Genomic DNA, 13,743 nt, shown 5'->3' on the forward strand with positions numbered 1-13,743 from the left:
TGAATAATCTGTTTAGATTCTTCTCGCAACAACTTTACATCTTTAAACAACCCTTTTTTATAATCAAGTGCATGTTTACCTTCATGTATTATTTCTCCAAAAGCTTTATCTAATGTAGTTCCATTTTTGATATAAATTCTCTCTTCAACTTGTGCTGCTAAAACATTTTTAAGGTCTTCAATCTTTACCTCTTGGTCTTTTTGATAATCAGCTTCGTCTAGTATAATAAAACTATTTATAAAATATCAAAAGCATCATTATTAAATCTAGCACCTCCTTTGGGGTTAATCTGAAAATCAAAACCTCCGTTATAAACGGAGGTTTTTTAACTTATTTCTAACAGACAACAAAAACAAATATATAACGATAAGTACAAATTATCATCTACTTAGTGTAGGATGATAATATTTATCCTCTTCATTATCATAGTGCAAAAGAAAATCCGTTTTACTCCACGAAACAAAGGTTACTAATCCTTCTTCGTCATTTACAATTAATGTTGGTACTTCTTTCCCATTAAACGGGTCGTTTTCATCAAATTTAAAATTAACTTGCCAAAAATTGTAATTATATGGTGGGTCTTTTACCCAAAAACTTCCTGCTTCTATTTTAAAGCTTTCCCAATGACCAATATCTTTTAAAGCTTTCTTTGCTATTTTAATAGCTTGTTCTTTTGTTAAAACTGATTTCATAATTTTATCTCTTATATCGTTCAACATAATACCGTTTTTGTAATAATTCTTCTAAATCACCAACCCTTTTAGCTTCTTCCATTTGTGCACGACAGGATTTCTTGTAATATACGTAAGAATCAACTAACTCTTCCTCTGTCCATTTATCTTTTGTTTTCCATATGCGTTCCCATACCAACTCTTCCTTTTTCCAGTTTGGAGTATTATAAAACTTCTTACTTCCCATTTTCTTCAGGTCTTCTAAGTGCCAAATTTCATGTTGCCATGTAAGCTCTGTTATTTGTTTTCTAAAAAACAACTTGGGTGGCGGTCCTGGTCTAAAACTCCCTAAAACATTTCGAGCATTCCAATCTTTCATTCTTAAAGGATCGGTTGTTTCATCTACAAAATTAATTTGCAATTTAAAATTTTTATATTCTTGCAATAAACCACGAACTCTCTTTCTTAGAACTCTTTTACTCAATAATTTACCGTTATCCCATTCATTTATCAGTTTTCTTTCAGCTTCTACAACTTCGTATACTTCATCAATTACTTTAGCTTTCCCTGTTTCTTTAACCTCTCCTTTCCTTACCAAATCATCCAAAGACTTTTCAAAATCATCAACATTATCTATGATGGTTTTTGCACTTTTTTGCAAGCCTTTAGTAATAGCTGCTCCAATTTCTCCTGACAACGAAGCCAATTCTAACCAAAATAAAAACTCACTAATGGCTCTACCTAATTTGGTATTTTTTATCCCGGTTATTTTTAAAAGCGCATTTACTGTACCAACGGTTATTTCTGCACCTGCTATTGCGCCTTGTACAAATTTAAATACAGTAAATGTACGAATAAACTCTTTTCCTTTATTTAAGGCTTGTGCCGTTTTTACGATTCGGGCTAAATGCCTGAATTTTGCCAAATTTCCAATACCGGACAAAGTAGTAATTGCATCAACACCATATTCTGTGGCGGTAGCCATATTAATCCAAAAACTTTTATCTTCATTAGCTTTTAACAGTAACATAGGAGATAGCCGCTGTACTTCTATTGCTTTATCTTTGGAGGCATCTGCAACAAACACCGGTTGTAAAGGATGGTATTCAGCTTTCCAGTCATCTTCAACAATATTTTCTATAATCTCACCCAAATCCGGGGTAATAACCTTAAGCACATTAGTTATGGCACTTTCGTTAGGTGTCACCACAATAGTTTCTTGGTTGGTAAACTCTATATTCATATTACTGCTATAAAAACCAATAAGCTCTTTTGTTTTGTATGGCAATACTAATTGCGGTGTGTTTTTACTATTTGTATTTACCAACTGAGAAGTTTTACTAAAAACTTTATTATGTGGATTGGTAAAGCTACTAGTTCTCCATAGCAGATAAATGTAAGTGTTGAATTTTACAAAGGAATTGGTATTTAGTAAAGCATACAGTGTTAACAAGTAGCTGTTTTTAGCACTTGTTTTACGTGTAAGTAACGTATTTAAAATTTCATCATTTTTCTCCTTACTTTGATACTCAGCATCGTTTTGCGTAATTTTAACAGCATGTAATAACTTTAAAACAATATCTTCATTATTCACGCCAAAATTGGTTAGCAATCCTTCTAAAGCAACACCTATTACCTTCCATAAATAATTTGCTCCTAAAACAGCTGTTTCGTTATTCTTTGGATTTCGGTATTTATTAATTTCTTTTTCAAAAACTTCTAAAGGAACATAATACAAATACGACAATGCCTTTTGAGCGTTGTTTTCGCTTCTGTTTAGCAAAAGATAAATGATATCAATATACTTTTTACAAAAGTTATATTTATTAGTGCCTTGGGTAGTGTTTAAAATAGACACTCCGTTATTAAAGTAGGTAATAACCATAAAACCTAAAAACCCTTCTATATCTTTAAAAGTAAGTTTTATACCAAAATCTTCTTTTAAAGGATCAACCTCGAAATCGTCATTTTCCGTTGGGTGATAATCATAAAAAAGTGTTACTTGATTATTTTGATTAATTACTTTATCAGGATACCATTTTAAATTTCCTTTTTTAGGATTTAACTCAATCGAAACCTCCCTTTTACTCATATTTGATACAAAGTCAATCTCTCTAACTACATCACCCATTACAGATTCTATAAAACTACCTGAATATCCTTTTGAATCTTTATATTCAAGGTAATACGTTCCGTTTTTTAATCCTCCTAACTGTTTTGGGTCGTAATACAAGCTTCTCCTAAAGTTAACAACTGCATCTGCCAAGCGAATATTTTGTATATAAATAGCATCCTGGTGTTTATGATAATAAAAGCTATCACTTTCAATAATTGGTACTACACTAACATTAGTAAGTTCCTCAAAAAAATGATCTTCTGTATTTCCTATTCTTAAATTATAAAAACTTAAGTACTTGGTTTTTCCTTCAATGACTTTTTGCAAGTAGTACTTTAATTCTCCGGAATTTAAAACCACAACTAAATTTGACGCAATAGAAATTTTTGTAAATTGACTACTAAGCGGTGATTCTATTTTATACTCAATAACTCTATGAACTTTATCAGAGTTAATGTCTTGATTTTCAATTAAAAATTCTTCATCTATTCTTATATAGTGATATTCATAACCTCCTGAACCGGAACCTCCTTGTTTCTTAGGGTTTAAATATTCTATTAATGTTCTTAAATCACTCATACTTTTCTGTTTTATTTCAACATGTATTCTAGGACACTGGTTTCTTATCTTTAATTTTCTCTTGTAGTACATCAGGAAGCACTACCAAACCATTGAAATTGGTTTTATATGTAAAATTTTTAAGTCCATAATCATGTGCATACATAATTTTTCTTTTTTAAGGTTTTTAAAAACAAACCTTACCTCAATAGCTTGTTATTCTGTTTTTTTAGAAAGCATTAGAAAGCCTACCAATACAGTGAGTACCGGTAAAAACGATATAAACAAAAAACAATGTGATTAAAAAAGTGGTTGCATAGCCAGCAATTTGCTTGCAAAACCCACTTGATGAAAAACTAACTTTTTTCTAAAAACTAACAGAATTCTACAAAAATTCTAGGCAAGGTTTTTTCTTGTACAGACCATTGCTATTAAGCAACCGTATTGGTTTGCCCAACAATATCATAGTCTACACCTGATAAAGGGTCACCAATTTTATCTGTACTTAATTCAAACAATCCTTCTCCTTCACAACCTGTATTGCATGGTAAGCCTCCTTCATTTAAAGCTACAGAATCAGCTTGTAAAACGGTTAATGAGGTTGGTACTCTGGTTTCCCATGTTCCTTCAACTTCTCCTTGAATGGTTTGCATTTCTTCAGCAATAGATAAGTACAACTCGTCATCCATATCGGTTACCATACCTTTACCGTTCCAAATTTCTCCGGTTTTCATATACCAGTTTATGGCATCTTCAAATCCAGGGCGCACAGGTACTGTTGCTCTTGCCATAGCACTTTGTAAAAAGGCTTTAAAAATTGGATCATTACCATCTAAATAATTAAATGAGTCTTCCCATTTTTCTTTTTTTCCATAGAAATACGGATAAAATATGTATGCCATAATTTCCCAGTCAAATGCTTGCTCAAAGAACTTTACTACCTCAGAATGTACTTGTAATGATTTCCTGTCTGCTACCAACTCTGTATTAGACCCCTCCTGATAATGATCTCCTTTGGTTTCAACACCAAATGGTTTAGTCATTAAATCAATAGCAATACGTTTTAATTCACGTTTTTCAATTGCACGGTTTAATTGCGAAGCAAATTCTTTATTTTTTTCAACTCCCGCTTCATCAATCTGCTGACCTTGCATAAACTCATTGTACTCCTGCAAACGTTTGTTATATGCATCCATAATAGCGTTATAAGCTTCATTTTGCCATTGCTCAATACCTTCTTCTGTAGGAGAACACCAAATTTGAATACCAATATTTCCGGAATGACGACCAATTTGAGAATATGATGCAGCAACTTGCGAGGTTAATCCTGAAGCAAAATTACCTTCAACCTCGTTATTTTTTAAAACGCAGTTCATTCCGGCTAAGTTGACTTGGATTACTCCTACCTCATTATGAATTCCTTGATGAGACACTCCAACTTTATAAAACTTTGCTTCATATCCGTCCGGTATTTTTATTTCACTTGCCCCTGCTGATACCTCATCCCATTGATGATGTTCTGACGTTTCGACTACCGTAAACGAAAAAGATTTTCCAACTGATTTTGTTTCAGGGTATGCTTTTACTTCCGCATTGTACAACCCTGCCAAGATTTGATAATTCCCCTCATTAATATCAGCAGCAGAAAGAATTCCACTTCCAATTCTTCTACCAAATTCATCAAATCTAGGGGTATTTAAATCTTTAAGATGTTCCGGCTTTATTGGTGCAATTAACGCACTCTCTTTAACACTGCTTTTTTTATTAAGAAACGCATCTATATAGAACTTTGCGGGTTCCGGTAAAGCAAATTCATACATTAAGCGTTTACCATAATTCACCAATTTGTTCTTATAAATTTTATCTACCCAACGGTACACACCTGTAACATGCTTGTCTCCTTTTCTGTTATCGAAACCATGGGTATTGTTTTCTTCATGCTCACGCAATACTCTGGATGTACGCTTGTAACTAACTTTTTGTACCACACGTTCCAAAGCACGCTCGGCAACCTCCTGCGCATAGGTTTGTGCTTGTAAGTTTGAATTGGATACCGAACTACTATTTGATGTATTATAATTAGTACCTGCAGAATATTTTTGACCCCATATTTCACCAGAAACACTTGCATTTGCTCCAAAGCTGGTGGTAGCATCTTTATTTACAATAGAAGAGGCCTCGCTTTGCATTTCGTTACGTTCTGAAGTAGTGGTATCTGTTAAATTTTCTACCTCTTTTTCAGAACTTTGCTCTGTAGTTTGTTCATACGAAGTTAAATTTCTGGTTGAACGCTCTTTAAATTCACGAGCCATAATGTTTTCAATATGAGAAACCTCTCCCGGAACGTAACAACAAATTTCTTGTTCTACACGTCTAAAATCAGCAATTCCTAATTGAGTTACCCCATACAAATTGCCATCACTTTCTACCGGTACAACAACATCTCCTCCATCAACAGAAATCACTTGTTTACATTGCCCTTCAATTTCTTTTGAGTTTCCATCAACAAAAATATCTTCTTCAAAAGTTAGTACAGCACCATTACTTAGTGTAAATCTTGCATTCATTTTGTACACTCCCCTAGCAAAAACCATTCTGGCTGGGAAAAATGTCACTACAAGATCTCTACTATCAAAATCTGAAGCTTTTGAACGAACCTCAGTTCCGGAATACACCTCAACCCCCGCAGTGTCTGACAGGCTATATGTAGCATCTGTAACAGCTAAATTAGTCGCTTTTTCAACACGTAAAATAATTTGAACACTATAATCTATTGGTTTAATAGGCCAGTTGATATATCGGTTAAGCATTCCATAGTAAGAATATAAAGGCACCTTATTGTGAATCTCAAAAGAAATATTTTCTCCTTGAATCTGAACATCTTTTGTTCCCTCAGGTACATTTGTAATAATATTTTGCTGTTCTTCTTTAATTTTCTGTTTTAACAAGGTATTTACTTCAGAAAAAGTACTCAAACCTTTAAATTCCTCTGTATTTAAAAGATTAACAGTCTCTTGTGTATATAACTGCACATCTCCTTCTGTAGTCCTTACAATTTCGGGAGCTTTCTCAAATTCGAATTTAGGGAAATCAATTTTTGGAAAAACTTCTATTTCTCTAAACATAGCTGTTTTAACATCTACAATTCTTTGAATAGTAGGTATTGCTGCTTTCTTTAATTCATCAACAGCACTATCATACACTTTTAACGCTTCTTCATACCTGATTTGTTCCGTTTTATTATAAGACATTTCAGCCGTTTCCAATTCCTTTAAACTTGCTCTATATTGTACTAATCGGTCTTGTGCCTGATTAGCCAATAAACTATTTTTTAAATAGGCTGAAACTCCCGAAGACAAAACTACCGAATCATTAACTACTGATTTATTTGCAGTCAGAATCACTTCTTTCGGAATTATCACACTAGCATTTGCTCTTCTTTCAAATTCCTTTTTTTCTTCTGCTGAAAAAATAGGAACTCCTTCTTTAGGTACTATAGAAGGTTCAAACACTCCAAACTTTTTTATAAATCGAAATCCTATTAAAAGATGTATTAATACATCTCTTACTTTTGTAGACTCCTTATGAATGGTATTATAAAATAACTGGTTCCATAAACCAAATTCTAAATCATTAAATTTAACAGCATTTACATCAATTTCACTCGGAAAGTTATCTACAATACTTATATAGCTCAATGAAGTTTTATTCTTTGCCAACCACATTGAAAAGCTATAAATACTAGCATAGGTATTTTTAACTTCTAAACGGGTTTTTAAAGGCGTAAAATCAATGTTATAAGCATCTGTTAAAGCCTGTCTTCTGCTTTGCTCTTCAACCACGCCATCTATAGCAGTTAAAGCTTTGTTTTTAGCCTTACTTTCTTCAGGAAATTTAATAAACCCAATAGCTAACTTTTCTTCTTCAATGGTTTGCGGACCACGTAATGTTACAAACCTAAACAGGTTTGATTTGATTGGTTTTTTACTCATTTTTAGTATTTTTTAATTATTAATTAAGCTCATTTGAGCAACTGCTTTAATTGCTTCTCTAACAGCTCATCTTCGAACTTAATTCAATAAAATGTTTGAAAATTTTGAGTGAGATTTTAAAAAAATGAAAAAAATCAAGCTAAAATCTCTAAAACACAATCACTAAAACTACACAAATGTTTGACTGTAAAAGTTTTTTTGTATATTAGCAATTAATTACAACGCAAATATAAAACATTTTACAAAAATAAACAAACAAAAGTTTAATTTTTATTGTAAAATGTTTTACACCCTAAAATAGTAGCAGAAATGGATATATCTGAAAAAATAGCAACAATTAGAGATGCTTTTAACTTAAATAATTTTTCTTTTTCTAAACGAATAGGGGTAACCGGAACCACTGTAGATAGCATTGTTAACGGAAGACCTCAATCTGACGGAAGCAGAAAAAAAACCAAACCGGGCTATGATGTTCTTACAGCGATTATTAATGAGTTTGATATAAATCCGGATTATTTATTTGGAAAAAGTGAGGTAATGTTAAAATCTGACGCCACTGAAAGCCCAACATATTCTGGAGTGCCACAGGTGGTTGCCGTAAACACCTCCGGAAATGAAAATGTAGTATATGTTCCCGTTCAAGCCAGAGCCGGTTATTTAAACGGGTATGGTGATGCTAATTATATTGAACAACTACCTTCTTTTCATATGCCTCACTTAAGTAACGGTACCTATCGTTGTTTTGAAGTTCAAGGTAACTCTATGGTTCGTACTTTTTTTGATGGCGATTTGGTGTTTGGAAAATATGTTGAAAATTTAAATGATATTAAAGACGGTCGTGTATACGTTATTATTAGTAAAAATGACGGTGTTGTTTTAAAACGTGTGATTAACAGAATTAAAGAACGAGGTAAACTTATTTTAAAAAGTGATAACAAAAACGGAAATTACCCAACTTACACCATTAATGCAGAAGAAATTATGGAAGTTTGGTATGTTACTATGTTTGCTTCAAAACAAATGCCTGAACCGATAGATGTTTATGACAGATTACACGATTTGGAAAGTAAAGTAGTAGAACTAGAGGAGCAAATGAAAAACAGCAAATAAACAGCCTTTTATATGTTTAATAGGTTTATTTACTCCTTATTTTTTTTCACATCTCTTGCCACTTTTTCTCAATCTAATTGGCAAAAGTTTACATCGTTATCATCGCCTAAAAAAACGTGGGTTATTCTGCATCCTTTTAAGGCCGAAAAGGCATTACTTATTTCTAGTGAAGCTAAACAGGTTGCCGATTCTATTAAAAACTCTCCTTTATTAGACGGTGATGCTTCCGGAGGACAAGTTGATGCTTTTAGACATGCCTTTTGGATGGCTCGCTTACGACAGGAAATAGGAGAAAGTGCCGCAAGATCACTTGGAAAAGCACATGAAAAAGAAAATTATCAAACCTACAAAAAACGAAAACTGGAAGATGGGGTTGTTCCTGATGAGATTTCAACACTGATGGATTTATTTAACAATGATGTAGGCCTCTCTCTTACCAGAAAAGGTAGTAAAACTTCTACTCAAGGACTCATATACCGAGTAATAAACGCTATACATCAAGGAAAATTAAAGATTATTAAAAAAGATGCAAAAGGTCAGTTTTTAACCTGTGAAGGAGCTGTTATTAGTAATGAATCTTTAGCAGGTAAGTGGAAAAATAACAAATGCCTTATTGATTCTAATCCAAAATAACCATGCAAAAAGTATATTTTATATCCGGTACTATGTGTACTGAAGAGTTGTGGCAATTTATATTTCCAAATCTCAACAAGGTAACTCCTGTTCATATAGATATTACTCCGGCTGATTCTTTTGACGGTATTAATCAACTAATTGCTCATGCAATTGACGAAAAAGAACCTGTAACATTGGTTGGATTTTCTTTAGGTGGTTTTTCTGCTATGAATTTTGCTATTGAACATCCTGAAAAAATAAAACGACTCGTAATAGTTGCTGCTAATGCAAATGGATTAAATGATAATGAGGTAAAACTAAGAAAAAGCACGCTTAGCTTTTTAGAAAAACACAGTTACAAAGGTATTTCACAAGCAAGAATTCAACAGTTTTTACATCCATCTAACCATCAAAATAATGAATTGATTTCTATTATTAAAAAAATGGATACTGATTTAGGAAAAGATGTACTTATAAGACAGTTAAAAGCTACTTCAAATAGGGTTGATATAACCAACAAACTTATACACTTTGAAAAACCTATTTTATGTATTGCTGCCGAAAACGATTCCTTAGTTAATCCTTTAGAAATAAAATCTTTATCAAAAAAATTAAAAAAAGGAACCTTTGTTAGCATTAAAAACTCAGGACATATGATTCCTTTAGAAAAACCAAAAGAACTATCTTATTTATTATCTATCAATTTAGTTTAGAAGTCTCTGGAGAAAACCGTAACTTTGCCAAACCAAAAAAACGACAACTAACTAAACCGAAAAAATGTCTAACCCACATTAAATACGTATAATAGATTCGGTATGGAAATCGGCCCTTTTTTAGATGCTATTAAAGAAACTCTTGATATATCAGTTTCCTATTTTACAAGTCCGCAACGACGCACCTATTTTATTTACCTAATTTCTTCTTCAATATTAGCTTATTACGTTTACTATAAATCAAAAAATAAAAAGTCTTTTATACACTATCTTTTTCCTAAAAAGGTTTGGCTAAGTAATTCTGCTTTTGTAGACTATTCAATTTTAGTATTTAATAGTTTGTTTAAAGTTATTTTTATAGGCCCTTATTTAATTCTAGGGCTTTACATTGCTTTTTACACCAATGAGTTTTTACTTAAACAATTTGGCTATACAACAGTTACTCTAGGCAAAACAGAAACACTAATTTATTATACTATAGCTCTTACTGTTATAGATGATTTTTTAACTTATATTATTCATTTGTTAATGCATAAAGTGCCATTTTTATGGGAATTTCATAAAGTACACCATTCGGCTACCACACTAAATCCTTTTACTCAATACAGAATTCACCCTGTTGAATTATTAATCAATAATGCTAAAAGTTTATTGGTTTTTGGAGTGCTAACTGGCGTTTTTGATTATTTATCAAATCATCAAATTAACAAACTACTCTTTTTAGGGGTTAATGTTTTTGGTTTTTTATTTATGCTTTTAGGTGCCAATCTAAGGCATTCTCATGTAAAATTAACCTATCCCGGTTTTATAGAAAAGTTAGTGATAAGTCCGTTTCAACATCAAATACATCACAGTAATGCCCCTGAACATTATGATAAAAATATGGGGTCTAAATTTGCTATTTGGGATTGGCTATTTGGCACCTTAGTTTTATCAAAATCTGCCAGTACTATCTATTTCGGAATTGATGAAAGTGAAAGTAAATTTCGCTCTTTTACAGGGAATTTACTAAGTCCGTTTCAAAACATTTTTACCTCTATAAAACATTTCGTTAAAAAAGTTACTCGTTAATTATTTGATTTTTATTTTCTTTTAAAATCAACTTACTAATTATGTAAGTTTTACACTGGTTAAGAGTATTTAAAAACTTTTCTATTTATACCCATTCTAAATATCAAACAAAACAATTCGGAAAGTTTGTTCAAATAGTGTGTTCCACTTAAATTTGTGGTTATTATTTAATCAACAAACAAAATAATGAGCGGATTATTAAAATCTTCTATAGGAAGAAAATTTGCCATGGCACTTTCGGCATTTTTCTTAATGTTTTTTTTACTACAGCATTTTGCAATTAACATCACTTCAATTTTCCCTGACAACGGAGCTACTTTTAATAAGTTATCTCACTTTATGGGAACCAACCCATTTGTGCAGTATGCCTTACAGCCTGTATTAATTTTTGGTGTTGTTTTTCATTTTGTAATGGGATTTGTTTTAGAGTTAAAAAACAAAGATGCTCGTCAAGTAAAATATGCTAAAAACAACGGAGCTGCTAATTCTACTTGGATGAGTAGAAATATGATTTACAGTGGGCTTGCTATTTTAGCGTTCGTTGTGTTACACTTTATTGATTTTTGGATTCCGGAATTAAATACTAAGTTCATTCAAGGAGACTGGACTGGTATGCACAATGGTGAGTTCAGATATTTTCATGAGTTGCAACACAAATTTGTAAATCCGATAAGAGTGGGAGCTTATGTTATAGCTTTTGTGTTCCTAGCACTACACTTATTACACGGATTTAGTTCTGCTTTCCAATCAGTTGGAGCAAATAACAAATATACCAGAGGATTGAAAACATTTGGTAAAGTTTACGCTATCGGTATTCCTGTTGGATTTATCATTGTTGCGTTATTTCACCACTTCAGTCACTAATTAAACCACTTAAAATATGGCTATTTTAGATTCAAAAGTACCAAAAGGTCCATTAAAAGATAAGTGGACAAACTATAAAGATAAAATTAACTTAGTTAACCCTGCCAATAAACGTTTAATTGATGTTATAGTTGTTGGAACAGGTTTAGCAGGAGGTTCTGCTGCAGCTACTTTAGCAGAATTAGGATATAATGTAAAAGCATTTGCTTACCAAGATTCTCCTCGTAGAGCACACTCTATTGCTGCTCAAGGAGGTATCAACGCTGCTAAAAATTACCAAGGTGATGGAGATTCTACCTACCGTTTATTTTACGATACGGTAAAAGGAGGAGATTACCGTTCTCGTGAAGCAAACGTTTATCGTTTAGCTGAGGTTTCTGCAAACATTATTGATCAGTGTGTGGCGCAAGGTGTTCCTTTTGCACGTGATTATGGTGGGTTATTAGATAATCGTTCGTTTGGAGGTGTATTAGTATCACGTACTTTTTATGCTAAAGGACAAACAGGTCAGCAGTTATTATTAGGGGCGTATTCAGCAATGAACCGTCAAATTGCCCGTGGTAAGATTGAAATGTTCAATCGTCATGAGATGTTAGATGTTGTTCTTGTTGATGGAAAAGCTCGTGGTATTATTGCTCGTAACATGGTTACCGGTGAAATTGAGCGTCATTCAGCACACGCTGTTGTAATTGCTTCCGGAGGATATGGAAATGTATATTTCTTATCTACCAATGCAATGGGATCAAATGCTACCGCTGCATGGAAGATTCACAAAAAAGGAGCTTTCTTTGCTAACCCTTGTTTTACACAAATCCACCCAACATGTATTCCACGTTCAGGTGATTATCAGTCTAAATTAACGTTAATGTCTGAATCATTACGTAATGATGGTCGTATTTGGGTACCAAAGAAAATGGAAGATGTATTAGCAATTCGTGAAGGAAAATTAAAACCTATTGAAATTGCTGAGGAAGATAGAGATTATTACTTAGAAAGAAGATATCCGGCATTTGGTAACTTAGTTCCTCGTGACGTTGCTTCTCGTGCTGCTAAAGAGCGTTGTGATGCAGGTTACGGTGTAAATGCTACCGGTGAAGCTGTATATTTAGATTTTAAATCGGCTATTGAGCGTTACGGTAAAGAACAGTGTAAATTACACGGAAATGAAAACCCAACGCATGCTCAAATTATAGCAGAGGGTGAAAAAGTAGTAGAGAATAAGTATGGTAACTTATTCCAAATGTATGAGAAGATCGTAGATCAGAATCCATACAAAACACCTATGATGATTTATCCGGCAACTCACTATACCATGGGAGGTATTTGGGTAGACTATAACTTAATGACTACTATTCCTGGTTGTTATGCTATTGGAGAGGCTAACTTCTCTGACCACGGAGCTAACCGTTTAGGTGCTTCTGCATTAATGCAAGGTTTAGCAGACGGTTATTTTGTATTACCATATACTATTGGTGATTATTTATCTCACGATATTCGTACCGGAAAAATTCCAACGAATACTCCTGAGTTTGATGAGGCTGAAAAAGCAGTGAAAAATCGTATTGATTTCTTCATTAACAATAAAGGAACTCACTCTGTAGATTATTACCACAAGAAATTAGGACAAATTATGTGGGATAAATGTGGAATGGCTCGTAACGAACAAGGTTTAAAAGAGGCTATGGCTGAAATTAAAGCGTTACGTGAAGATTTCTGGAAAAACGTTACTGTACCTGGAGGTGCTAATGAAATGAACCCGGAACTAGAAAAAGCAGGTCGTGTGGCTGATTTCTTAGAATTAGGTGAATTATTTGCTCGTGATGCTCTGGATAGAACAGAATCTTGTGGTGGTCACTTCAGAGAAGAGTCAGTTGAATTAGACGGGCCTCAAAAAGGTGAAGCAAAACGTGATGATGCTAACTTTACTTATGTAGCTGCTTGGGAATATAAAGGAGAGCCGGCAGATGCTGTTTTACATAAAGAAGATTTAGAGTTTAACGATATTGAATTAAAACAACGTTCATACAAATAAG

Annotated in this window: 9 protein-coding genes; 6 read left to right on the forward strand and 3 right to left on the reverse strand. The window is 33.0% G+C overall.

Annotated features, from left to right (window positions below; all coding sequences use genetic code 11):
* Nucleotides 1-380: 380 nt before the first annotated feature.
* The 3 genes from ACQY1Q_RS07275 to ACQY1Q_RS07285 form a co-directional block, all read right to left on the reverse strand.
* On the reverse strand, nucleotides 381-692 hold the full coding sequence (locus ACQY1Q_RS07275) for a hypothetical protein (protein WP_431004639.1): 312 nt from the start codon (nucleotides 690-692) through the stop codon (nucleotides 381-383).
* Nucleotides 693-696: 4 nt separating this feature from the next.
* Entirely contained in the window at nucleotides 697-3,366 is a 2,670-nt protein-coding gene (locus ACQY1Q_RS07280) for a zincin-like metallopeptidase toxin domain-containing protein (RefSeq protein WP_431004640.1), read from the reverse strand.
* Between the two features lie 410 nt (nucleotides 3,367-3,776).
* Nucleotides 3,777-7,337, reverse strand: a complete 3,561-nt coding sequence (locus tag ACQY1Q_RS07285) for a hypothetical protein (protein ID WP_431004641.1) — start codon at nucleotides 7,335-7,337, stop codon at nucleotides 3,777-3,779.
* Nucleotides 7,338-7,646: 309 nt separating this feature from the next.
* Between ACQY1Q_RS07285 and ACQY1Q_RS07290 the strand changes: the two genes are divergently transcribed.
* The 6 genes from ACQY1Q_RS07290 to ACQY1Q_RS07315 all read left to right on the forward strand — a co-directional run bounded on the left by ACQY1Q_RS07290 (nucleotide 7,647) and on the right by ACQY1Q_RS07315 (nucleotide 13,742).
* Nucleotides 7,647-8,447, forward strand: coding sequence for a S24 family peptidase (locus ACQY1Q_RS07290; protein ID WP_431004642.1), 801 nt, complete (start codon nucleotides 7,647-7,649; stop codon nucleotides 8,445-8,447).
* Nucleotides 8,448-8,459: 12 nt separating this feature from the next.
* Entirely contained in the window at nucleotides 8,460-9,080 is a 621-nt protein-coding gene (locus tag ACQY1Q_RS07295; protein WP_431004643.1) for a DUF6973 domain-containing protein, read from the forward strand.
* 2 nt (nucleotides 9,081-9,082) lie between these two features.
* Nucleotides 9,083-9,775 (forward strand): alpha/beta fold hydrolase, encoded by a 693-nt coding sequence (locus ACQY1Q_RS07300; RefSeq protein WP_431004644.1) that lies wholly within the window; start codon nucleotides 9,083-9,085, stop codon nucleotides 9,773-9,775.
* A gap of 102 nt (nucleotides 9,776-9,877) precedes the next feature.
* Nucleotides 9,878-10,846 carry a sterol desaturase family protein gene (locus ACQY1Q_RS07305; RefSeq protein ID WP_431004645.1) on the forward strand — a complete coding sequence of 323 codons (969 nt, stop codon included), beginning with the start codon at nucleotides 9,878-9,880 and terminating at the stop codon, nucleotides 10,844-10,846.
* A 186-nt stretch (nucleotides 10,847-11,032) separates the two neighbouring features.
* Nucleotides 11,033-11,710: a succinate dehydrogenase cytochrome b subunit gene (locus tag ACQY1Q_RS07310; RefSeq protein WP_431004646.1), complete on the forward strand. Its 678-nt coding sequence runs from the start codon at nucleotides 11,033-11,035 to the stop codon at nucleotides 11,708-11,710.
* A 16-nt stretch (nucleotides 11,711-11,726) separates the two neighbouring features.
* Entirely contained in the window at nucleotides 11,727-13,742 is a 2,016-nt protein-coding gene (locus ACQY1Q_RS07315; RefSeq protein WP_431004647.1) for a fumarate reductase/succinate dehydrogenase flavoprotein subunit, read from the forward strand.
* Nucleotide 13,743: the final 1 nt, after the last annotated feature.

The organism is Tenacibaculum sp. TC6 (assembly GCF_050606265.1).
Classification (GTDB): domain Bacteria; phylum Bacteroidota; class Bacteroidia; order Flavobacteriales; family Flavobacteriaceae; genus Polaribacter.

Coding starts and splice junctions, on each gene's coding strand:
- ACQY1Q_RS07275 (WP_431004639.1), bottom strand. CDS start 692: ATGAAATCAGTTTTAACAAAAGAACAAGCTATTAAAATAGCAAAGAAA.
- ACQY1Q_RS07280 (WP_431004640.1), bottom strand. CDS start 3,366: ATGAGTGATTTAAGAACATTAATAGAATATTTAAACCCTAAGAAACAA.
- ACQY1Q_RS07285 (WP_431004641.1), bottom strand. CDS start 7,337: ATGAGTAAAAAACCAATCAAATCAAACCTGTTTAGGTTTGTAACATTA.
- ACQY1Q_RS07290 (WP_431004642.1), top strand. CDS start 7,647: ATGGATATATCTGAAAAAATAGCAACAATTAGAGATGCTTTTAACTTA.
- ACQY1Q_RS07295 (WP_431004643.1), top strand. CDS start 8,460: ATGTTTAATAGGTTTATTTACTCCTTATTTTTTTTCACATCTCTTGCC.
- ACQY1Q_RS07300 (WP_431004644.1), top strand. CDS start 9,083: ATGCAAAAAGTATATTTTATATCCGGTACTATGTGTACTGAAGAGTTG.
- ACQY1Q_RS07305 (WP_431004645.1), top strand. CDS start 9,878: ATGGAAATCGGCCCTTTTTTAGATGCTATTAAAGAAACTCTTGATATA.
- ACQY1Q_RS07310 (WP_431004646.1), top strand. CDS start 11,033: ATGAGCGGATTATTAAAATCTTCTATAGGAAGAAAATTTGCCATGGCA.
- ACQY1Q_RS07315 (WP_431004647.1), top strand. CDS start 11,727: ATGGCTATTTTAGATTCAAAAGTACCAAAAGGTCCATTAAAAGATAAG.